The sequence below is a fragment of the Halapricum desulfuricans genome (assembly GCF_017094465.1).
Taxonomy (GTDB): Archaea; Halobacteriota; Halobacteria; order Halobacteriales; family Haloarculaceae; genus Halapricum.
In genome coordinates this window covers 2,229,102-2,250,557 of record NZ_CP064791.1, presented here as the reverse complement: position 1 = coordinate 2,250,557, position 21,456 = coordinate 2,229,102, and the positions used below count along the sequence as shown (strand labels likewise).

The 21,456-nt window shown below is 64.6% G+C and carries 24 protein-coding genes and 1 pseudogene; 11 read left to right on the top strand and 14 right to left on the bottom strand.

The window, feature by feature from the left end; all coding sequences use genetic code 11:
* The first annotated feature begins 38 nt into the window (after positions 1-38).
* On the top strand, positions 39-2,069 hold the full coding sequence (locus tag HSEST_RS11460) for a MutS-related protein (protein ID WP_229121063.1): 2,031 nt from the start codon (positions 39-41) through the stop codon (positions 2,067-2,069).
* Positions 2,070-2,483: 414 nt separating this feature from the next.
* Here HSEST_RS11460 and HSEST_RS11455 read toward each other — a convergent pair whose 3' ends face one another.
* Positions 2,484-3,548, bottom strand: coding sequence for a 2,3-butanediol dehydrogenase (locus HSEST_RS11455; protein WP_229121062.1), 1,065 nt, complete (start codon positions 3,546-3,548; stop codon positions 2,484-2,486).
* A gap of 133 nt (positions 3,549-3,681) precedes the next feature.
* Here HSEST_RS11455 and HSEST_RS14680 point away from each other — a divergent pair.
* Positions 3,682-3,877 (top strand): annotated as a pseudogene (locus HSEST_RS14680) (hypothetical protein); the annotation flags it as partial.
* Positions 3,878-3,883: 6 nt separating this feature from the next.
* Here HSEST_RS14680 and rpl12p read toward each other — a convergent pair.
* From rpl12p to HSEST_RS11440, 3 genes are read right to left on the bottom strand one after another with little or no spacing between them, the layout of a single operon-like run.
* Positions 3,884-4,222, bottom strand: coding sequence for a 50S ribosomal protein P1 (rpl12p, locus tag HSEST_RS11450; protein ID WP_229121061.1), 339 nt, complete (start codon positions 4,220-4,222; stop codon positions 3,884-3,886).
* 12 nt (positions 4,223-4,234) lie between these two features.
* The gene (locus HSEST_RS11445; RefSeq protein ID WP_229121060.1) at positions 4,235-5,287 is read right to left on the bottom strand and encodes a 50S ribosomal protein L10; all 1,053 of its coding nucleotides are present in this window, start codon (positions 5,285-5,287) and stop codon (positions 4,235-4,237) included.
* Position 5,288: 1 nt separating this feature from the next.
* Positions 5,289-5,927 (bottom strand): 50S ribosomal protein L1, encoded by a 639-nt coding sequence (locus HSEST_RS11440; RefSeq protein ID WP_229121059.1) that lies wholly within the window; start codon positions 5,925-5,927, stop codon positions 5,289-5,291.
* Between the two features lie 135 nt (positions 5,928-6,062).
* On the opposite strand from HSEST_RS11440, the gene HSEST_RS11435 reads away from it, so the two are divergent.
* Both HSEST_RS11435 and HSEST_RS11430 read left to right on the top strand, forming a co-directional pair.
* On the top strand, positions 6,063-6,299 hold the full coding sequence (locus HSEST_RS11435) for a hypothetical protein (RefSeq protein WP_229121058.1): 237 nt from the start codon (positions 6,063-6,065) through the stop codon (positions 6,297-6,299).
* Between the two features lie 232 nt (positions 6,300-6,531).
* Positions 6,532-7,032, top strand: coding sequence for a twin-arginine translocation signal domain-containing protein (locus HSEST_RS11430; protein ID WP_229121057.1), 501 nt, complete (start codon positions 6,532-6,534; stop codon positions 7,030-7,032).
* On the opposite strand, the gene HSEST_RS11425 is transcribed toward HSEST_RS11430, so the two are convergent.
* Entirely contained in the window at positions 7,029-7,841 is an 813-nt protein-coding gene (locus HSEST_RS11425; protein WP_229121056.1) for a ZIP family metal transporter, read from the bottom strand. The two genes, HSEST_RS11430 and HSEST_RS11425, sit on opposite strands and share 4 nt — an antisense overlap.
* A 130-nt stretch (positions 7,842-7,971) precedes the next feature.
* Positions 7,972-8,529 (bottom strand): RNA 2',3'-cyclic phosphodiesterase, encoded by a 558-nt coding sequence (gene thpR, locus HSEST_RS11420; RefSeq protein ID WP_229121055.1) that lies wholly within the window; start codon positions 8,527-8,529, stop codon positions 7,972-7,974.
* A gap of 144 nt (positions 8,530-8,673) precedes the next feature.
* On the opposite strand from thpR, the gene HSEST_RS11415 reads away from it, so the two are divergent.
* The 4 genes from HSEST_RS11415 (at position 8,674) to serS (ending at position 12,330) form a co-directional block, all read left to right on the top strand.
* Complete coding sequence (locus HSEST_RS11415) at positions 8,674-9,765, top strand: hemolysin family protein (protein WP_229121054.1); 1,092 nt, start codon at positions 8,674-8,676, stop codon at positions 9,763-9,765.
* A 37-nt stretch (positions 9,766-9,802) separates the two neighbouring features.
* Positions 9,803-10,534 (top strand): tetratricopeptide repeat protein, encoded by a 732-nt coding sequence (locus HSEST_RS11410; protein ID WP_229121053.1) that lies wholly within the window; start codon positions 9,803-9,805, stop codon positions 10,532-10,534.
* Positions 10,535-10,537: 3 nt separating this feature from the next.
* Positions 10,538-10,846, top strand: coding sequence for a DUF424 domain-containing protein (locus HSEST_RS11405; protein WP_229121052.1), 309 nt, complete (start codon positions 10,538-10,540; stop codon positions 10,844-10,846).
* 101 nt (positions 10,847-10,947) lie between these two features.
* Positions 10,948-12,330, top strand: a complete 1,383-nt coding sequence (gene serS / locus HSEST_RS11400) for a serine--tRNA ligase (RefSeq protein WP_229121051.1) — start codon at positions 10,948-10,950, stop codon at positions 12,328-12,330.
* 27 nt (positions 12,331-12,357) lie between these two features.
* Here the strand turns inward: serS and HSEST_RS11395 are convergent, their stop codons facing one another.
* Complete coding sequence (locus HSEST_RS11395) at positions 12,358-13,065, bottom strand: RAD55 family ATPase (RefSeq protein WP_229121050.1); 708 nt, start codon at positions 13,063-13,065, stop codon at positions 12,358-12,360.
* Between the two features lie 238 nt (positions 13,066-13,303).
* Here HSEST_RS11395 and HSEST_RS11390 point away from each other — a divergent pair, with 238 nt between their 5' ends.
* Positions 13,304-15,547 carry an alpha-amylase family glycosyl hydrolase gene (locus HSEST_RS11390; protein WP_229121049.1) on the top strand — a complete coding sequence of 748 codons (2,244 nt, stop codon included), beginning with the start codon at positions 13,304-13,306 and terminating at the stop codon, positions 15,545-15,547.
* Positions 15,548-15,578: 31 nt separating this feature from the next.
* Here HSEST_RS11390 and HSEST_RS11385 read toward each other — a convergent pair whose 3' ends face one another.
* Positions 15,579-16,328 carry a hypothetical protein gene (locus HSEST_RS11385; protein ID WP_229121048.1) on the bottom strand — a complete coding sequence of 250 codons (750 nt, stop codon included), beginning with the start codon at positions 16,326-16,328 and terminating at the stop codon, positions 15,579-15,581.
* Positions 16,329-16,404: 76 nt separating this feature from the next.
* The gene (locus HSEST_RS11380; RefSeq protein WP_229121047.1) at positions 16,405-16,842 is read right to left on the bottom strand and encodes a zinc ribbon domain-containing protein; all 438 of its coding nucleotides are present in this window, start codon (positions 16,840-16,842) and stop codon (positions 16,405-16,407) included.
* A gap of 120 nt (positions 16,843-16,962) precedes the next feature.
* Here HSEST_RS11380 and HSEST_RS11375 point away from each other — a divergent pair, with 120 nt between their 5' ends.
* Complete coding sequence (locus tag HSEST_RS11375; protein ID WP_229121046.1) at positions 16,963-17,625, top strand: hypothetical protein; 663 nt, start codon at positions 16,963-16,965, stop codon at positions 17,623-17,625.
* Between the two features lie 25 nt (positions 17,626-17,650).
* On the opposite strand, the gene HSEST_RS11370 is transcribed toward HSEST_RS11375, so the two are convergent.
* The 5 genes from HSEST_RS11370 to HSEST_RS11350 form a co-directional block, all read right to left on the bottom strand.
* Positions 17,651-18,757 (bottom strand): aminotransferase class V-fold PLP-dependent enzyme, encoded by a 1,107-nt coding sequence (locus HSEST_RS11370; RefSeq protein WP_229121045.1) that lies wholly within the window; start codon positions 18,755-18,757, stop codon positions 17,651-17,653.
* Between the two features lie 61 nt (positions 18,758-18,818).
* Complete coding sequence (crcB, locus tag HSEST_RS11365; RefSeq protein ID WP_229121044.1) at positions 18,819-19,178, bottom strand: fluoride efflux transporter CrcB; 360 nt, start codon at positions 19,176-19,178, stop codon at positions 18,819-18,821.
* Complete coding sequence (crcB, locus tag HSEST_RS11360; RefSeq protein ID WP_229121043.1) at positions 19,175-19,561, bottom strand: fluoride efflux transporter CrcB; 387 nt, start codon at positions 19,559-19,561, stop codon at positions 19,175-19,177. Before crcB (HSEST_RS11360) ends, crcB (HSEST_RS11365) begins: the two co-directional genes overlap by 4 nt.
* Before the next feature lie 139 nt (positions 19,562-19,700).
* The gene (locus HSEST_RS11355; RefSeq protein WP_229121042.1) at positions 19,701-20,051 is read right to left on the bottom strand and encodes a helix-turn-helix transcriptional regulator; all 351 of its coding nucleotides are present in this window, start codon (positions 20,049-20,051) and stop codon (positions 19,701-19,703) included.
* Positions 20,052-20,106: 55 nt separating this feature from the next.
* Entirely contained in the window at positions 20,107-20,847 is a 741-nt protein-coding gene (locus HSEST_RS11350; protein ID WP_229121041.1) for an NRDE family protein, read from the bottom strand.
* 86 nt (positions 20,848-20,933) lie between these two features.
* Between HSEST_RS11350 and HSEST_RS11345 the strand changes: the two genes are divergently transcribed.
* A complete protein-coding gene (locus HSEST_RS11345) occupies positions 20,934-21,434 on the top strand; it encodes a metal-dependent hydrolase (RefSeq protein WP_229121040.1) in 501 nt (166 codons plus the stop codon).
* Positions 21,435-21,456: the final 22 nt, after the last annotated feature.

The following is a 21,456-nucleotide window of genomic DNA, read 5'->3' as shown; positions in this document are numbered from 1 at the left end:
AAAAAGTGTATTGGGGGTGGCTACATACAGGGTCGATAATGGACCTGGAGTCGGTGCCTGGCGTCGGAGCCAAGACGGCCGAGGCGCTCTCGCAGCTCGACGATCCCGAGCGCGCACTCGAAACAGGTGACGTCGCCGCGCTCGCTCGCGCCCCGGGGATCAGCGAGGGTCGGGCCGCTCGCATCGCCCGGGGTGCGATCCGACGGCGCCACGGCGACCACGGCGACTTTCTGGCGACCGACCGTGCCCGTGAGATCTACCGGGACGCGATCGCGCTACTCAAAGCGCGGACCGTCACCGACGACGCGGCCGCCCGCCTGGAGACGCTCTATCCCAGCGCCACCGAGAGCCGGATCCGGGAAGTGCGGTCGTTCACCGGCGCGGCGATCGAGCGCGATCCCGACCCTGCGATACTGGAGGCACTCGCCGGAGTCGAGCCGCTCTCTGTCCCCGGTGACGTGCGGGTCCGGGATCGCTGTCTCGCCACGAGCGACGCCGAGCGCTACGCCGAGGCCAAGGAGGCCATCCCGGAGGTCAGCGTCGAGGTCGTCGAGGACACCCGACAGGTCGCCGAACTCGCCCGCAGCTACGCGACTGTCGTCGTGCTGGACGAACAGTTCGCGGGCGTCGACATCGAGGGCGACGTGCGAGTCGAACCTGACGCCCTGGAGCGGCCCGAGGAAGTCGTCCCCGAGCGCCCGCTCGCCTTCTTCGCTGCCAACCGCGAGCCGCTACGGGCGGCCGTCGCGGTCCACCGCGCGGCCGACCTCGATCCCCCCTGTGGTCTGGACACGCTCGAGTCGGCCTTGGAGACGCTGGACGAGGACGGCCGGCCCCGCGGTGACGACGAACTAAATCGGCTTGCGACGGCCGTCGACGATCTGGATGCCGCCGTCTCGACCGCTGAGTCGGTCGCTAACGACCATCTCCGGGAGGCCATTGAAGAGCGCGATGTCACTATCGAGGGCACAGATCTGCTCTCGTTGGTCGAGCGCGGCGCGGGCGTCGATTCGCTGCTCTCTCGCGAGCTCGCCGACGAGTACGACGCCGCTATCGCGGCTGCCCGTGAGCATCTGATCGACACCCTACAACTGCAGGACACCGAAGCCATCGCCCGCCGTGCGTTTCCCGACGAGCCGACCTACCCGGTCGAGCACATCGAGGACGTCGTCGCTCGCCTGCGGGAGGAACTGACGACGGCTCGCGACCGGCGTGCGGCCCGCCTGAAGCGAGAACTGGCCGGCAATCTCGCTGACCTCCGGGCGGACGCCGAGGCGCTCGTGGACGCGGCGCTGGAACTGGACATGGAACTTGCGGTCGCCCGCTTCGCCGCGGATTTCGACTGCACGCTACCTGCGATCGGAGATGTCGCTGCCCCCGACGGTTCGCAGGCGGACGAAAACGCGGGCGCACCGACAACAGGTGTCGCCATCGAGGGCGGGCGCTCGCCGCTGTTGGACGTGCCCTTCGGCGAGGTCGAGCCGATTGACTACCACGTCGACGGTGTCGCGTTGCTGTCGGGGGTCAACAGCGGCGGGAAGACCTCGACGCTCGATCTCATCGCGCTGGTGGTCGTCCTCGCACACATGGGGCTGCCCGTGCCCGCCGACGCCGCCCGAGTGGGGCGGATCGACGAATTCCACTACTACGCCAAGACCCAGGGCACCCTCGATGCCGGGGCCTTCGAGACGACGCTTCGGGAGTTCGGCGATCTCGTCACCGGTGTCGCCGCGGACCGGGAGACGCTCGTTCTCGTGGACGAACTGGAGAGCATCACCGAACCCGGCGCGAGCGCGAACATCATGGCCGGCATCCTCGAAGCCCTCGAACAGCGGGGCGCGACGGCCGTGTTCGTCTCCCACCTGGCGGGCGAGATCCGTGACGTCGCCGCAACCGAGATCGCCGTCGACGGCATCGAGGCCGTCGGCCTGGAAGACGGCGAGTTGATCGTCGACCGCTCGCCAGTGAAGGGGAAACTCGCCCGTTCGACACCGGAGTTGATCGTCGAGAAACTGGCCGAAGACGGCGATGGGTTCTACGAGCGACTGCTGGAGAAATTCGAGGAGTGAGACAGTCGGCCAGAGACCGGCTTAGTCACATATGTATGTCAATAGAAGCTAGGATCAGCCCTCCGATTACACTCCCAACTCCTGCACCGAGACCATAGCTAAGACCTTCCCAGACTGGACTAATTCCAGCTGGCACCAACAACCAAGCGAGAATCACACCCAACGGAACAAATGTGACGGCATTAAGATATGGCAACCACTGGCGGTCCCATCCCTGGTGATCGGTCCTGAGCATCCTGTCTTTTAGTCCTTCTCTCATTTTCATACTGTAGATATACAGTATTTTGTAAGATTATATAATTATGGGATTAAGTACCGCGCGAACGGCGACGGATTCTACGAGCGACTGCTGGAGAAGTTCGAACCGTGAATGCCACAGCGGGTCAAATCGATTATCGATGGTCGGTGACCCGACTAGGGCTTTACGAGAATCTTCACCTGATCGCTATCGGGATCGATGAGACGCTCGAAGCCCTTCTCGGAGATATCGTCGAGTTCGATCCGGTCGGTGATTAGCGGATCGGGGTCGAACCGACCGTCTTCGAGCATATCGATGACCATTCCGAACTCCTCGGCCGATCGGGGGCCGCCCTGATAGGCGATCGAGCCGACGAGTTCGCGCTCCGGAATAACTAGGTCGTTCGGCTGGGTCTCGACGCTCTCCTCGAAGATGCTGACTTCCGCGACGCGTCCGCCGGGGCGCGTGCTGTCGATCGCCTGGTTGTACGTCGCCTCGACGCCGGCGACGTCAAACGCGATGTCCACACCTTCGCCGGTCTCTGCGCGAATCGCTTCAAGTGCAGCCTCCTCGGCCGGGTCGATCAGCACGTCCGCACCGCACGCTTCGGCACGCTCGCGTCGCTGGTCGCGCGGCTCAGAGACGATGATCGGGCCGGCACCGGCCACACGCAAGGCCTGGATCACACAGAGGCCGATCGGACCGCTTCCGAACACGGCGACCGAGTCCCCGGGCGAAACGTCGGCGACACGCGCGGCGTGCAGCGCGACCGCCAGCGGTTCGACGAGCGCCCCGTGTTCGACTGGCATATCCCCGAGCGGGACGGCCTGCTCGGCGTCGACAACGACGTTCTCGGCGAACCCGCCGTTCGACGCCAGGCCGACGAACCCGAGCGATTCACACCGGTGGTACTCTCCAGCCTCACAGCGGGGGCACTCCCCACAGTAGATGATCGGGTTAACCGCGACGGCCTCGCCCTCCGAGCGGTCGGTGACGTCCGAGCCGACCTCCGAGATGACGCCACTGAACTCGTGCCCCATCGTGAGCGGTGCCTGTGCGCCCGAGACGGGGTGCGGTGCGTCCCCGGGGACGAAGATCGGACCGGCGGTGTACTCGTGGAGATCCGAACCACAGATCCCGCAGGCCTCGACGTCGACCCGAACTTCCTCTGGTCCGACTGCGTCCGGTTCGACGTCTTCGACGCGGATGTCTTCCTGTCCGTAATATCTGGCTGCGTCCATGCACTGCATAGGTTGAATGTCCGTAGATATAACCGGACGATCGCTTCCCAAAATGCGGTGATCGCACAGCAATCTTAAGCCAATCCAGAACGTTATACGAAATACTGTTATTTATCGCCAGGAATCGGTCATCGGGCTGGGAGACTGGGAAATGATTGTCAACCGCTCGCCAGTGAACGGGGAAACTCGCCCGTTCGACACCGGAGTTGATCGTCGAGAAACTGGCCGAAGACGGCGATGGGTTCTACGAGCGACTGCTGGAGAAATTCGAGGAGTGTGATGCCAATCGCGCCGCTATCCGATCGCGCTCGAAAGAAACGATGTGGTAATCGCGGTTATCCGAAGAGTTCGCCGAGGCCCTCGCCGCTGGCCTCGTCGTCCTCGTCGTCGCCGTCGTCTTCCTCGTCGGCGGCCTCGTCTTCGTCGGCGGCCTCCTCGTCGCCGTCGTCGGCGGGCTCGGCTGCTTCAGTCGTCGTGGCGCCGCCCGTCGCGGGGACGGCGGCGGCCTCTTCGACGGCCTCGTCGATGTCGACATCTTCGAGGGCGGCGATGAGTGCCTTGACGCGGGACTCCTCGACATCGACGCCCGCGGCGTCGAGGACGTCCGTGAGGTTGTCTTCGTTGATCTCTTCGCCCGATTCGTTCAGGATGAGTGCTGCGTATACGTATTCCATTGTTGTCACCTATTAGAACATGTCTCCGAGCGCCGCGCCGGCGTCACCGTCGTCGTCTTCCGACTCGCCAGCGTCTTCGTCTGCCGCCTCGTCGGCGTCAGTGGCTTCGTCGTCGGCGTCCTCGGAGTCGTCTGCTGTCTGTTCGTCGCTCGATTCAGTGTCCGGCTGTTCGAGGTCACGCAGTTCCTCGGGAAGCGCCTCCTGGTCCTCGATCTGGGCGGCAAGTGCCCGGACCTGACCGTCGGCCTTGCTGAGGAGGTCCGGCATGACGTCCTCGTTCTCGATGGACGCGTGGATCGCGAGGTTCTTGGCCTCGCCGCTGGCCTTGCCGAGCTGTGCCGGCAGGGTCTGAGCGGTCGGGAACGAGGTGTTGAGTGCCAGGTTCCGAGCGCGCGCGGCGGCCGTCTCGATGTCCGAGCGGTACTCCTCGGAATCGAGTTCGAGATCCTCGGGCTCGAAGAGTACGCCCTCCGCGTAGACGGCGCGCAGGTCCAGCCCGACTTCCTTGGGCTCGATGCCCAGCTCCGAGAGGACGTTGGCCATGTCCGCGGAGACTTCTCCGCCGGCATCGAGGACCTTGCTGTCCTCCATGACCTGGATCGAGCCCTCCTGGATGCGTGCGTTCGCACCGATCGCCTGGAGCTCACCGACGAACGGTCCCGGATCGACGCCCGTGTCACCCTCGGGGATGACGATGTCGTTGGGCGCGACCTCGCCCGCGTTGATCGGGGCGGACGTTTTGGAGGCTTCCAGTTGCTTGTACAGCCCGAAGGGGTTGTCGTTCGTGCCAATGAGCCCGACGTGGCCCGAGATGTAGTCGGTCAGTTGTCCGAAGCCGTCGTCGACTTCCTCCAGGGCGCGGGCCAGTAGCGTGTTGCGGCTGACGCGCAGCTCGGCCGTACCGTAGAGGTTACGGCGCATGTCCTGGAGCTGCTGGCTCGGGATACCGGTCATATCGACGATTCCGACGCTGTCGTAGGACTCGATCGTGGCGACGAGGTCGTCGATCTCCTCGCGTTTCCATTCGGGGATGTGCTCGGTCTTACGCTGGGACTCGGCGCTCATGTTAGGCCACCTCCACGGACGGCCCCATCGTCGTCTTCACGAACACCGAATCCACGTTCAGCGGCCCCTTCTCGAGGTTGGCGTGAAGTCGGCGCAGGATGACGTCGATGTTGTCGGCGATCTCCTCGGCGGACATGTCCTCGGCACCCACGCGGGTGTGGAAGGTCCGCCGCTCGCCGCTGCGAAGCTGGACCGTATTTTTCATTCGGTTGACGGTCTCGACGACGTCGTCGTCCGGCTGGAGCGGTTCGGGCATCTTCCCGCGCGGCCCGAGGACCGTCCCGAGGTATCGACCGATGTCCTGCATCATGGACGCTTCCGCGATGAAGAAATCGGTGTCCTCGGCGAGATCTTTGGCCTGGCCGTCGTCGTCGCCCAGGTCTTCGAGGTCGTCGCCGTCGAGGACGTCGTCCGCGACGTCTTCGGCCCGGATGGCCGTTTCGCCCTCGGCAAAGACGACGATCGTCGTCTCCTGGCCGGTCCCCTCCGGCAGGACGACACCTTCGTCTACACGGTTCGATGGATCGTTGAGGTCAAGATCGCGCAAGTTAATCGCGAGGTCCACCGTCTCCCGGAAATTCCGGTCAGGTGCTTCCTCGAGTGCGCGCGAGACTGCGTTCTCTATTTCCTGATCTGCCATTGTTCACCTCCGTAGTGCGCCAGATGGCTTCTACGGGTCAGTGAAACAGGCGGATGCCTGTCTCGTACGATCAGAAGCCGATGCGAAACTTAAAGCCGTCGAACGGGATCCGCGAGCGTCAGCGAGCGGATCCAAATGTGCGAGCGGGGAACGGACGTGACCCGTGAGCAGGCGAGGCCTGAACTGTGTGAGGGCCTCGAACACGTGAGCGGGGAGAAACGACCCGCGAACGGGATCCGCGAGTGTAACGAGCGTCTCCATGTGAGCGAACGGGGAACGAACGTGACCCGTGAGCCGGGATCCGCGAGCGGCGCGCGGACGACCGACGGGAGTCCGCGAACTGCACGAACGGGGAGCGGCAGCGACCCGTGAGTGGCGAGCGTTTCCATATGAGCGAGCGGCGCGCGGACGACCGACGGGAGTCCGCGAACTGCACGAACGGGGAGCGGCAGCGACCCGTGAGCAGGCGAGGTGCGAACGAATGTGCGCACAGTGACTCACGAGCCCATCGGTTCGAAGCACGACGAGCCGAGACTGCTGGCTACTATCACGGCTGAGAACTGCGGGCGTGGATATATTTACCGGACGGAGCGATACTCATCCAATGCGGCGTCGTAGATTCCTGACAGGGGCGGCGACCGGGGCAGTCGTCGGAACCGCCGGCTGTATCGGTGGCGAGGTAATACTCACGAAAGACGAAATGGTCCCGGTACCTCCGGAAGACGGTCGTATCTTCGAACTGCCGTCGGACGGTGACGAGATCGAATACATCGCACGGGACGACAGGCCGTTTTCGGTGTACGTCTTCGGGAGTGATAGCGCCCTCGAAGCGTACAAGATGTACATCGACGAGGACGAGGAGACACCTGACGACCGGCCGAGCGGTGTCGACTCGCTCAGCAAGCGGACGGTGATGCTCCGGGGCTCGCCCGACGAACTGCACGAGGCCTCGACCGAGAACAAGGGTCGCGAACCGTTGAACGTCGACGGGACGGGGTATCTCGTCCTCGATAACTCGAACTACGAGAGCGATCCATCGGCCAACGACGAGCGGCTCACGGTCCAGCTTACACTGAAGGTCGTTTCGAGTACGCTCCCGATCTAGATGAACGCCAGCGGGACCATCAGCGCGACCCCGGCGGCGATTCCCGCGGTCAGCTCGCGACGTCCGCCGCCGGCCAGATCGGCGCCCTGATCGAGCGCTTCGGGGATGAACTCCGTGAGCACGAGATAGATCATCGCCCCGGCGGCAAAGCCAAAGCCGAAGGGCAGGAACTCCTGGGCGACCCGGACGAACGAGAAGGCGATGACGGCACCGATCGGCTGGGGGAGACTGGAGAAGATTGCCCAGCCGACCATCCGCCACTCGCTGACGCCCATCGCCCGCAGCGGGATCGAGATGGCGATCCCCTCCGGGATGTTGTGAATCGAGATGGCGATCGTCATGAACACCGCGAGCAGCGGTACGACCTGTCCAGCGATGGTAAACCCGTCAACGCCCTCGAAGCCCAGTTCCGCAAATGACACGCCCACGGCGACCCCTTCCGGAAAGCTGTGCACGGTCAGGATGCCGAGGATGAGCACGAGCTTCTTGAAATCGGCTTCTTCGTACTCCTGTGGGTCGATATCACTGTCGTTGAGGAGTCGGTGACTCACGACGACGAGCACGACACCCGTCAGCAGCCCCGCGACGAGCTTTGGGACCGGCTGACTGCCGCCGTTTTCCAGCCCCTCGAAGATCAGTCCGAACAACGACGCGGCGAGCATAATCCCGGAAGCGAATCCCCACAGCCCGACGTTCCAGCGGTCGCCGATCTCCTCGACCAGAAAGAACGGGATCGCGCCCAGCCCGGTCGCCAGCGCGGTGATGAACCCCGCGACGAACACCAGCGTCAGATTGAACCAGAGATCCATCACGCACTCGTATGGGCCGGCCGCACTTAAGACTTATCAGTAATATTACTACTTTGGTCGGCCTAAGACGTTCGGTCGACCTAACGTCTCTCTACCGGACTCCGAGGATACTATCGTTGTACCGTATCTGTTACATTTCGAACGATTCGACGGTCGAGTACCGGGGCCCGTCGTCGGTAAGTACACTCTCGGTGAGTCGGATTTCGTCGACGGCGAGCGTACCGACGTCGGGATCGCGCTCCCGGACGGTTTCCTGGACGAGTTCCTTGTCACCGGCGTGGTTCATCCGCGCGAGCGTGACGTGCGGTGTAAAGTCGTGATCTTCCGGGTCGAACCCCATCTCGACGGTCCGGTCCTCGATGGCTTCGTGCAGGGCGGTTAGCTGGTCACTGCCCGTTCGAACTCCGAGCCAGACGACGCTAATGTACTCCAGACTGGGAAAGACGCCCAGACTGCCGAAACGCGCCGTGAACGGATCGACCCCGGCGGCGTCGACTGCGGCGTCGAGTTCATCGATCAGTTCCGGAATCTGGTCCTCGTCGGTGTCGCCGAGGAACTTCAGCGTGAGATGAGCCTGCCGGGGATCGACGAAGTTCAGCCCACTAGCTCCTTCGAACAGCTCCTGGACGGCCGACACGTCCTCGGCCAGCCCGTCGAGATCGACGCTGACGAACAGTCGCTTGCTCATGGATCTCTCTTTCCCTGCGTCGATAAAAAAACCGATCCGGTCCTGGATCCGTCTCGTGGCTTCTGGCTCTTCTTGCTCCTCGGCCGTACGACGAATGTAATCGTATCACCACATATTTCAGTCGAGAACGACAGCATCCGATGGATGAATTCACTTGAACTGACGATCCGCCTAGCCGCGGGTGTGTTCTTGATCCTGACGAACGGGTTTTTCGTCGCGATCGAGTTCGCGCTGACCCGGGCCCGCCAGTTCGACAGATCGGAGTTCATCGGTGACGGTCACCCCGCACTGAAACGGGCGTGGGAGATGACACAGAACCTGGAACTGTATCTCACGACCTGTCAGGTCGGCATCACTGCCTCGAGCATCGCGGTGGGTATCGTCGCCGAACCCGCACTGGCGGCACTCTTCGAACCGCTGTTCGAGAACACGGTGCTGGCGTCGGTCGGTTCGGGCGCGATCATCGCCTTCCTCATCATCAACCTGGTCCACCTGACTCACGGCGAACAGACGCCGACGTACCTCGGAGTCGAGCGGTCCCGGTTCGTCTGCCGGTACGGCGCGCCGCCGCTATACTGGTTCCACTACGCGATCTCCCCGATCATCACGTTCGGCGACTGGATCGCGAAGGCGACGCTGAAGCTGTTCGGCATCGAGATGACGGGCGCGTGGCTCGAAACCGAACAGGACGTCATCGAGTCCCGCGCCGACCTCCGGAACAAGCTCGGCTCCGTCCTCGACGAGGGGGATATCTCGGAGGAGCGACGTGACGAGGTGATGAACGCCCTCCAGATCGGCGAACAGCCAGTCAGGGACGTGATGCTCCCGGCGGAGGAGATCGTCGCACTCTCGACGGCGGTCGGGACCGAGGAGAACTTCCGGCGTATGGAAGAGCACCCGCACACGCGCTATCCGTTGATCGGCGACGAACTGACGGATTTCCGGGGCATCGTCTACTCGCCGATCCTCTCTCGACACCGGGAGGAACTGACCGATGGCGACCTCGACTTCGCCGACGTGGCTGCTCCGACGATGACGGTCTCACCGGACACCGACGTCAGCGACGCGATCGATCAGTTCCAGGCCGAAAACCAGGAGCTCGCGCTCGTCATCGAGGACGGCGAGGTCGTCGGGATGGTGACCGTGACCGATCTGCTGGAGACGATCATGGGCGATATCGACGATCCGATCGACGTGGCCACCTCCGACGATCGATCGGAGTCGCTCTCGCCGTGACGTAGCCCTTAACCCTCCGGCTCGCCAATCTATCGCTATGACTGACGAGGAACGCCGCGATCACGACTTCTCGGAGGGGCAGGGGTTCGACGAGCCCTACGAGGGGTTCGACCTCGATCCGCCCGAGCTCGAAGTCGACCCCGATCAGATCGATCCGGTCGACAGCCGGGCCCTGGCGGACCTGCTCGACGAGCACAACGTCGGCGCTGACGACGTCGATGCCGAGCAACTGCTCGACGTCGGCCTCAGCTACATGGGGATCAACCGCAACGAACAGGCGGTCGATACCTTCGAGCGGGCCGCACAGTACGCCGAGGACGACCTGGTCGAACAGGAGGCGTGGGTGAACAAGGGTGTCGCCCACGCGGAGATGGAGGAGTACGATCAGGCCATCGGTGCCTACAAGGAAGCGCTGCGGATCGACGACGACTCCGTCCACGCCGCGCCCGCCGAGACGAACCTCGCGTACGCCTACTGGGAAGCCGGCCGGACCGAGCAGGCCCTGGAACACGCCGAACGGGCCGTCGAGATCGACGAGCGCTCCGGCCAGGCCTGGTACAACAGGGGCTTTTTCCTGCTCGAGCGTGGCCTCGCCGAGGAGGCGCTGGACGCCTTCGACAACGCCACCCGCCTCGGGTTCCGCAACGCTGAGGTGCTCCAGGAGAAGGCGCGAGCCCTGGAGGAGACCGGCGAGCACGACCGCGCCGAAGAGGTCGCCGAGGAGGCCGAACAGCTGCAGGCCGAACAGCAAGAGCGGCTCATGGAGTAACGGATGGCTGCCGAACGCCAACTCCTGCTGTCCGAACGCGACACCCAGGAAGGGACGCTGGTCGCGGTCTGTGATCCCGACATCCTCGGGGAGACCTTCGAGGGCGAAGACGTGTCGTTGACGGTCTCCGAGGAGTTCTACGACGGCGAACCGGCCGATCCGGACACCGTCGCCGCGAGTCTCGCCCGCTGTTCGACGGCGAACCTCGTCGGCGAGACGGCCGTCGGGCTGGCCGTCGAAGAGGGGTTCGTCGACGAGGCCAACGTCATGGACCTTGACGGGACGCGGCACGCGCAGCTGCTGTGGCTGTGAGCGCCGGCTGCTCCCCAGTGTGAGCCCACACGTGTGTCAGTGTGACACGCCGGGGCACGGTATCGCTACGATTTTCACCCGTCGCGCAGAATCACCACGCAATGATTCCACGGCAGTATCTCCGCGAGAACCCCGAGGAAGTCCGGGACGCCATCGAAACGAAGGGTGTCGAGGGGGTCGATCTCGATCGGGTTCTGGAGATCGACGAACAGTGGCGACAACTCAAGGCCGAAGGCGACGACCTGCGACACCAGCGCAACGAGGTCTCCAGCGAGATCGGCGAGCTGAAACAGGACGGCAAAGAGGAGCAAGCCCAGGAGGCAATCGAGCGTTCGCAGGAACTCAAAGAACAGCTTCAGGACGTCGAGGAACGCGCCGACGAACTGGAAGCGAAACTCGAAGACGCGCTCCTGGAGATTCCACAGATCCCCCACGAAGACGCTCCAGTCGGCGACGACGAGAGCGACAACGTCGAGCGCTACCGCCGGAGATTCGAGGACCTGCGGGATCTACCCGCGGACGTGATCCCGCACTACGACGTCGGCGAGGACCTCGACATCCTGGATTTCGACCGCGCCGCGAAGGTTTCCGGCGGCGGCTTCTACTTCCTGAAGGGCGAGGGCGCCCGACTGGAGCACGCGCTCATCCAGTTTATGCGCGAGATCCACCGCGAGCAGGGCTACCGGGAGGTCTTCCCGCCGGTTCCCGTCCGATCGAAGTCCATGGAAGGCACGGGTCAGTTCCCCAAGTTCGTCGAGGACGCCTACCGACTGGGCGGGGACAACGACGAACCGTACGACGACGACGATCTCTGGCTCTGTCCCACTGCGGAGGTCCCCGTGACGAACATGCATCGCGACGAGATCCTGCTGGACGATGACCTCCCCCTGAAGTACCAGGCCTACACGCCCAACTTCCGGCGGGAGGCCGGCGAACACGGCACCGAGACTCGCGGGATGGTCCGGGTCCACCAGTTCAACAAGGTCGAGATGGTCAACTTCGTCCGGCCGGAGGACAGCTACGACCGCCTGGAGGGCCTCTTGGAGGAAGCGGAGGAAGTCCTCAAGCGGCTGGATCTCCCCTATCGGGTCCTCGAGATGTGTACCGGTGACATGGGCTTCACACAGGCCAAGAAATACGACATCGAGGTATGGGCGCCCGGTGACGACATGGACGACGGTCCAGAGGAAGGCGGGCGGTGGCTGGAAGTCTCTTCGGTGTCGAACTTCGAGGACTTCCAGGCCCGGCGTGCGGGAATCCAGTACCGGCCCGAGCGCCACGAGTCCGCCGAGTACGTCCACACGCTGAACGGCTCGGGCCTCGCGCTCCCGCGTGTGATGGTCGCGATTCTGGAGTACTACCAGAACGACGACGGCACCGTGATGGTGCCCGAACCGCTCCGGCCGTACCTGGGCGGCCAGGCGGTCATCGAGGGCCACGATCCCGTCGGCGAGAGCGCTGTCGGTGCGGGCGAACGCGAGTAGGGAGGCACCGATCCGCGGAGTGGGCCATCAGATCGTTCGACTGTCGTCGATCGTCACGGTGCGGTTCCGGATGTCGAGCGACAGGTTCTCCGTGATGACTTTCCCACCTCGGTTTTTCGGCACCCGAAGCTGATACTCGACGTCGTCTTTCGAGACCGAGACGATGTCGAGTTCCCAGACGACGTCCGCGACGATGAGTGTCAGATCGCGGAACGGGGGCGGAGAATCGCTCGTGTGACAGAGTAGCACGCCTAGACTATCCGTGTCCGCCAGCTTCGCGCCCAGAAACGAGAGCGTCTCGTTGTACGCATCGCGCGAGTCACCGCGCTCGAGCGGGTTCATCGGATCGACGATCACGTTGATCGACCCGTCGATCGTCTCGACGAGGTCGTACAGATCGTCGAGCGGATCGTCTTTGACAGCTGAGTTGCCGGTGTACGTCCGGCTCCCGGTCAGTTCGTGGATCAGTTCGCCCTCCATCGTGAGCTTGCTCCCCGTCGTCTCGATTCGGTAGGTGACGTTGAGACCGCCGTGCTTGTCGAAGTCCCGCTGGACTGATTCTTCCGGTCGCAGCGTCGACACGTACAGTGTGGGCCGCTCGCTCATGAGTTGATAGAGCAGCGTATGGCTCTGTGCGGCCGGCGGTGCGACGACCACGAGGACATCTCCCGGATACAGCCCACCGTCGAGACGCCGATCCAGTGCCATGATTCCCGTCGAAAGCTCCCCATCCATCACATGGTATGTTAACTCACCACGAGAGAATATATGTTTTCGAAAAATACAGCCGAAACGGCCTGAATCCCAGCAGTTCGAGGACAGCACGGGGATCGTCGCGCGTACTGGAACCCTTCCATCTGTGATCGCACCCCTTCCGTCTGTGATCGCATCAGCTACGTCCCCTTTCGTCACCGGATCGGTGCTGTTCGACGGACCAGAAAGGTTATTTCTCGCGCTCGATAGGCACTAAACAATGACTGACCGAGACGCTGCCGCGGGACACCACCCCGGTCCACCCCGGTTCATGCACGCCGACGAGACGATCGTCGACCCGATCTTCGTCGACGGCCACCACGGTCTCGATCGGGACAACCTCGCACCGACGATCGACGGCACGCCCGAACGCGACCCGGATCCCTACGATCCCGAGGCGTTCTCGTGGTCGCTGTCCGACCAGCCCGAGGACAGCGACGCGGTCGTGGAGTTCGCGCTGACGCCCTACGACGACGCCGAACGGTACGACCACGGCGATCACCACACTGCCGAGTTTCAGCCGGACGTGCCCGGAACGTATGTCTTCGAACTGGCTGCTCCGGACGGCACGCACCGCCAGACCGTCCGCGTCTTTCCGGAAGCGCCGGAGGACGCCGGTGGGCCACCCCGGCTCGAACTCGACGGTCGGTACGACGCCGAGAACGAGGAGTTCGTCCTGCTGGCCGACGCGGAACTGTCCCCGACGAGCAACGCGTTCCGCGAGGACCTCACCGTCGAGTGGCTCCCTGAAGCCGGGTCGGGGCTCTCGCTGTCGGACGTGACGATCGAGTCGCCGATCACTGAGTCGCCGACGCCGCCTTCGGAGTCGGACGGGGTCGTCGGCCAGCAGGTCCGTATTCCGGCCGACGCACTGGATGGGGTGACGCGACTGTTCGGGGCTCCCTACGACGGGCAGGTCGTAGGCAACGTCGACGAGGTCCTGCTCGATCCCGAGGCCGGAACCGTCGAGTTGCCCAACCGGCCGCCGGAGTGGCTCGACGACGCCGTCGTCTACGAGATCTTCACGCGTTCGTTCGCGGCCGAACCCGCCGGTACCGACTTCGAGTTCCTCGTCGAGAAAGTCCCCTACCTCGACGAGCTGGGCATCGACGTGGTCTGGCTGACGCCGATCGTGCCCGCCTGGTCCGCTCAGATCGACCGCGCGCCGGGCGGCCCCCACGCCTACTCCACAGAAGACTACTTCGACGTCGCCGAGGATCTGGGGACGCTCGAAGAGTACGAGCGGTTCGTGGAGATCTGCCACGATCACGACATCCGGGTCTGTTTCGACCTGGTGATTAACCACGCCGGCTGGACGAACCCTCGCTTCCAGGATACGATCGCCAAACTGGGCGAGGACATCGGGGACAAGTACGTCCTGCCACACGTCGAGGAGTGGGACGAGGATTCGAAGTACTTCGACTGGTTCGACCGCCAATCCGGCGGGACCGATACCGACGCGCCGCCCGCGGCGACGTACTTTTTCGGGACGCGCCTGCAACCCAATCTCAACTACGGCAACGTGGCGCTGCGAGAACATATCATGGCCGCTGCGGAGTTCTGGGCCCCGAAGGTCGACGCGTTCCGGTGTGACATCGCATGGGGCGTCCCCCACTCTTTCTGGAAGGAACTGCGCCGGCGCGTCCGGGCGATGGACAGCGAGTTCATGCTGCTCGACGAGACGATTCCGCGGATGCCGTCCTTCGCCGAATCGGAGTTCGACGCCCACTTCGACACGACCGGGTTCATGGACGCCGCTCACGCCGTCGCGCGCGGCGATCGGCCCGCTTCGGATATCGTCCGGGCGATCGAACAGCGGTTCATCGACGGCTTCCCGACGTTCACGCGCCTTCTCAACACGACAGAGAACCACGACGAACGCCGGCTCTATTACGAGGCCAAAGCCGAGGGACGGCGCGAGAACGTCGCCAAGGCCCAGCGGGCAGCGATGGCCGCCGCCGTGACGCTGCCGGGCGTCCCCTTCGTCCTCTACGGGCAGGAGCGACTCATCGGCGAATACGGGATGCCACGCGAGAGCGCCTTCGGCGACGATGACGATCGATCGGACGACGACATCAAAAACGACCCCTACAAGCGGGCGTTTATGAACTGGGATGAGTATCCAGAAGAGCATCTTCAGTTCTATCAGGATCTCTTTGATCTCTACCACGAACTGGACGTCCTCAAGCCGGCAGCCGACCTCGCCCAGGCACCACACAGCAACATCGATCCGGATGACGTGCTCGTGTTCGGTCGCGAGACCGACGAGCAGTCGGTCGTCGTCGTGATTAACTTCGGCGACGGGCCGGCGACGGTCGACCTGCGCAACGTCGTCGACCCCTGTAACCTGTTTACCGGCGAGAACTGCGAAACCGGTGGGACGAACCACGCGACCCGCGTCGAGGTCGAGACGCTCGGAATCTTCGAGACGCCGAGCGTACTCGGACCGAGCCACCGGCCGTAGGACGGTCTCGTTCGCGCGATGCCTTTTTCCGTCAGCGTTGTTCGATCACACTCGCACACCGGAGACAGAGCACCGCGTCGGCGATGTAGTTGACATCGGTCGCCCCGCAGTCGGGGCACCGAAAGTCGGCGTTGTATTCGGTCGAACCGCGCGGCGGGTGCAGACGACTCGCTTCGAGTCGGTCGTCGAACAGTTCCGGCAGGCGAGTCCGACGGAAGCGAACGCGCCGATGGAGCGCGTCGCTCCCGGTGCCGTGAATGTCGTCCCAGGAAACATCGTCCGGCCGCGAGAGTTGCAAGAGCAGGTCCGTTCCCGCCTGGAGCAGGGGGCGCGTGGTCGCGCCGGCGGGATCCGTCGGAGCAGCGTCGGCGTATCGCTTGGCGGCCCCATCGTAGGCGGCCGCCGCCTGTTCTTGGTCGCCAGCGAGCACGTAAAAGTCCCCGATGAACGCCGTCGCCTCGGCTTGATCGATCGGGTCCGCAAGGACGAATTCCCGCTGGTCGGTCGCAATCGTCCGGCCCTGCGTAGCTCGGTTTTCGGCTCGCCGATCCCGTCCCGCGATTCGATAGCAGACGCCGGCCAGACACAGCGCCGACAGGGCATCGCCGGCCCATCCCTGCGCGTCGGGATCGAGTGCTTCGCGACGGTGATTCTCCAGCCCTGCGAGTTCACCGTACGCCGCGTGCGTGTAGGCGTCGCCCGCCTGTCGATGATCGCCGTCCGCGAGTGCGAGGATCGCTTCGTCTCTGTGATCTCGCCCGTCAGTGTTTCGTGGTGGCATGGGTGCCCTGTGGATCGGGGCCGGAAGTACGCCGTGGTTCGGGCGTGCAGTCTCGCGCTCCCGGCGCACGTTTCTGTCAATCCCGGTCCTGCAATTCGTGGTAGCTCGCGAGCAGCTCGTCGCTGTCGACGCCGGAGAACGATTCCGTGGCGAGCCCGAGCAGCACGGCCAGTCCAAGCAGCTGTCGGGTCGCAGGGTCGGCTTCGACTGGATCGACCGGCGACTCGATCGGCGCCGACTGATCGACTGTCAGTACGTCGTGGAGATCGACGCCCGCGCCCAGCAGGTGCGCGAAATCGCCGATGGCAGCGGCCACTTCCCGCTCGAAGCGATCGTGGTACGGCGAGTCCGGGTCGAAGGTGCGCGCGCCGTTGCGAATCCCGTCGAGGTACTGGACGACGGCCGGATCGAGGAACCCCTCGCGGTCGCCGCGGTCGGTCTGGCGCTCGCCACAGCGCGGACAGTAACGATCGTCCTCCGCGATCGGCCCGCCACAGTAGGGACACTCGGACATACTGGGCCATCCAGGCCGGTCGGTCAAGAGGGTTGTGCCAGACGCAGCGCTGCCTCGGTACCGCGAACGCGGGCAGAGCGATGCACCAAAGGTTTAGGCCCGGTAATCGAACGGATAGATATGGACAGCCGGGACGACGCTGACGAGACGGAACTCCCCGGAGCGCTCGTGACGGAGTTTCTCGAACGGGAATCCGGGACACACGCGCTGCTGGACGAACTCGAACGGCTCGTCCTTGAGGGCGAACGCGAGCAGGCACGGGAGCGAATCCGGGCGCTCGCCGAGAACAGTCCCGGCGTGTTCTTCGCGGTCGCGCTGAGTCTCACCGGCTCCAAGCAGTTCTTCGGCGATGTCGAAGCCCAGCTGGACGTGACTGCTGCCGATACACTCCGGGAGCTCGCCGACACCTATCCGTCCCTTGAGGAACCCTTCAACGTCGTCCGCACCGAGCAGTCTCACGACCGGTACAACCCCGTGACCGGGCTCTCGACGACGACGACCTACCACGCCGAGGAGGAGGTCCCGCTGATCCGGTATGCGATGCAGTCCGGGGAACTGCCGCTGCTGGAGGCCACCGAGTCCCCCCAGGAAGTGCTGCAGGTCGCGATCTATCTCGTGCAGGCGACTAACGACTCCCTGGAGGCGTCACTGGAACAGGACCACTCGGTCAACACCGAGGAGCTGAGCGGGCTGATCGACCGCCGCGAGGAACTGGAGTCGGAACTCGACCAGCTCCGCGCCCGGATCGACGAGCTTCGTCGTCGACCGGTCGGTGACGAGTAACCAGGAGTGTTCTCCGTCCCCGAGGCTACAGTCCGTCCAGCAATGCGTCCACGTCCTCGGCCGTGTTGAACGCGTGGACCGACGCCCGAACCGCCTTCGGATACGGAAGCGACCGGACGATTACGTCCCGCTCGCGGAGCCGCTCGACGGTCGATTCGGGGTCGTCGACGCGGAACGTCACCAGGCCGGACTCGTACTCCCGGGGGCTGAGCAGCCGCTCGTCGTCGATTCCGTCTTTGAGCCGATCGGTCAGCCGTTCGATCCTGGATTCGACGGTGTCCATCCCGATCTCCTCGAGGAGGTCCATCGCTTCGGCGAGCCCGACGTGTGGCAGCGGCGAGGCGGTGCCGACCTCGAAGCGGGACGCCCCCTCGTGGTAGGTGTAGTCGCGATCAGACGGCTCCTCGACGGATCGGTAGCCGATCCGGCGCGGTTCCAGCGTGTCGATCGCGTCGCTATCGACGTAGGTGAAGCCGCTGCCCCACGGGCCGAGTAGCCACTTGTGTCCCGCTCCGACGACGAAGTCCGCGCCCCACTGCGTGAGATCGACGGGATACTGGCCGGGTGACTGGACGGCATCGACGAGGACCTGCGCGCCGGCGTCGTGTGCGATGTCGCTGATCTCGCCGATCGGCAGGCGCGTCCCGTGGGTCCAGGTGAGCGAACTGAGCGCGAACAGCCGCGCGTCCTCGGCGGCAGCCGCGACCGAATCGAGATCGACCCGGCCGTTCTCGGTTTCGAGCACGCGGACCTCGATGTCGTCGAGATCCGCCAGCCGGTTCCACGGCAGTATCCCGGCCGGGTGTTCCAGGTCCGTTCGCACGAGGACGTCGCCGGGCTGGAAGTCCATCGCCGCGGCGAGCAGGTTCATCCCGTCGGCCGTGCTTTTGGTGAGTGCGATCCCTTCGGGATCGACACCGAGGAAGTTCGCGATCGTCTCGCGCGCGGCCTCGTAGGTCTCCCAGCCGACCTCGTAGACCCCATCGCCGGCCGGGACCTCGTACTCGAAGTACTCCGCGAACGCTGTCATCGCCTCGACGACGCGACGCGGGCTCGGACTGGACGCGCCGGTGTTGAGATAGACGGCACGGTCCAGCGCCGGGATGTCCGCCCGCAACTGCTCGGGATTCATATTCGAGTGTGACAGTCCGGCGGTCTTGATGTTGTCGGCGGTGGCACTCCTCGGTCGGTTCTCACAACGTGCTCGCGAGCACACTGCCGAGGCCAGCGCCCAGCGCGACGCCGACCAGCGCGGCCCCAAGCGAGCCGACGGCGTTGGCGATCGCACGACGGCGCCGGCCGGTCTCGTAGAGGCGGACTGTCTCGAACGCGAACGACGAGAACGTCGTGAACGCGCCACAGAAGCCGGTCGCGAACACGAACGACAGCCGGGAATCGAGCGGCAGCGTCACGAGCAACCCCAGCGCCACGCTCCCGAGCACGTTGACGGCGAAGGTATCGGCGTTGTCCGTCTCGATCCGTGCCCCGACGAGATGGCGGGCGACCGCGCCGAGTACGCCGCCGAGGCCGACGAGTACGGCCGGACTCGTCACGGTAACGACCCCCTGGTGACGGCACGTGCCGCGACTACAGCCAGGAACCCGAGCGCGTAGTTCGCGCCGACGTTGGCCACTGCCATTGCCGGGTCGAGACTCGCCGTCTCGACCGCAAAGGTGCTGTAAGTGGTGAACGACGAGAGCAGGCCGGTCCCCAGGATGAGCCGCGTCTCCGCGCTCAGCAGATCTGTAAGACGCGCCTCGTAGAGCAACAGTCCCAGCGCGAAACTCCCCAGGACGTTCACCGCCAGCGTCCCCCAGGGAAATCCACCCGGCAGTGCAGTCGAGACGGCATACCGGAGCGCTGCCCCGACGAACCCGCCGACCGCGATCAAAAACAGTGGCTCGGCCCGCGCGAGCGGGTGGTCCTGTCCGGTCATTGGGTCCGATTGGTCGGAGGGCTATTCACGCCTTTCGAATCCGCAGAAAACGAAACGATCTTTCGGGAACGAACGCCTCGCGGTTCGGTGTTTCGGAAAATGACTTTCCCACGGTTCGATGCGTTCCGGACGTGACCGGTCACTCCTCGTAGGCCAGGTTCATGATCCACTGCGTGAAGGCGTCGCTCTGTGCGTTGATCTCCTCGTCGCCGATGAACGGCGAGAGCATATCTCCGGCCATCAAAAGCGAGAAGTCCAGGTCCCTGGCTTTCGGCGAGAGGTAGTAGGTGTTGTGTCCGTTGTAGACGGTGTCTTCGCGGTCGATCAGGTCCTCCTCGACGAGCGACTCGACGATGCGGCTCCCCTTTCGGGAACTGACGTCCAGTTCCTTCCAGAAGTCGCTCTGGTGGATCCCCCCGGTCTCCCGGATGAGTTCGAGGCCGCGTCGCTGGTCCTCCGAGAGGTCGTCCTCGGCCGGTGACGTGCTCATATGTGCTGTTGGCGCCCGGATTCGCTTAAAGGTGGCTTTCGACCTTTGCGGTGGACTACAGGTCTACTTCGACCGGCCGGTAGTCAGTCTCGCAGGGCGGTCCGTCCGCGAAGTGATAGCTCACGCCGTCTGTCCCGACCGTGAGCAGCGACGACGAGCGCGTGCCGAACCCGTCGCCGTGGACGCAGACGCCGTAGTCGTGATCGCCGATTGCGTCCCGCGCCCGGCGTCGCCACGTCTCGGCGTCCGCACCGGGTTCGGGCCACAGGTCTTCCCGCAGGCGGTCGACGTTTTCGGCCTGCTTTCGGGCGTGTTCGCGCCGGTGTTCGGGGATCGCGTAGCGGCCGTCCGCGCCGGTATTGGCGACGGCGTGGACGCCCGGATCGAAGTGCCGGACCGCCACCCCGCCGTCGTACTCGACGAACAGCGCCGCGGCACGGTCGGCGACGACGAGGTTGAACGGCTCGTAGCCGCGCGCGTCGAGTTCGCGTTCGACGTAACGGACGGCGTCTTCGGCGCTCTCCTGACCGAGCGCGTCACGGACGAGTAGCCCGCGGGAGCGCTCGCCCGTCAGTTCGGCGTCGGTCCAGCGGTTGGTGATCGCGACGAACACGTCCCGATCGTTGACGCCGATCCAGGTGCCGCCGGCTTCCCCGTCCCTCGGGGCGAGAATCGTCGGATCCGAGCCGAACGTCTCGGGCGGCTGTGACGGGCGATCCAGTGCCTCGTCACGGTTCGCGGCCACGACGAGCGGCGCCTCGGCGAAGGTCTGCCAGGCGAACACGATCGTACACATGCTTCTCCGTACGGGCCTCCAGCACCTGAATCCCGCGACGGCGGCGTTCGAACAGACCTATCCGTCTCGACAACGGAGGACGCGACGTGTACCGGATTGGCCATCAGGGCGTCAACCTCCTGCTGTTTGCACCCGCCTTCGCAGCGCTCGCGCTGAGTGGACACGCCGTGCTCGGTCTTGTCGGCGTTGTGGTCGTCTTCAGTACGGCGTCGATGCCGGACATCGACATCCGGCTGCCGCTGGTCTCCCACCGTGGCATCACGCACACCGTCTGGGCGGCCGGTGCTCTCGGCGTTGCGGTGGCGATTCCGGTCTACTACGCCGGCACGGCCATCGCGTCGTCCGTCCCCGAACTCGCCGTCTACGATCCAGTGGTGCTGGGGTCCTACACCGGCGGTGTCGTGGCGTTTTCGATGCTGGGTCATCTGGTCGGGGATCTGCTGACGCCGATGGGGATCCGACCGTTCGCGCCGCTCGGGCGGTCGTACTCACTCGGGCTCTGGACTGCTGACTCGATCGCCAACAAGGCGCTGTTCGGCCTCGGCGTGGTCGTACTCGGCGGGACTGCCGGTGTCGCATTCCTCTAGCGGACCATTCATTACCTCGCGG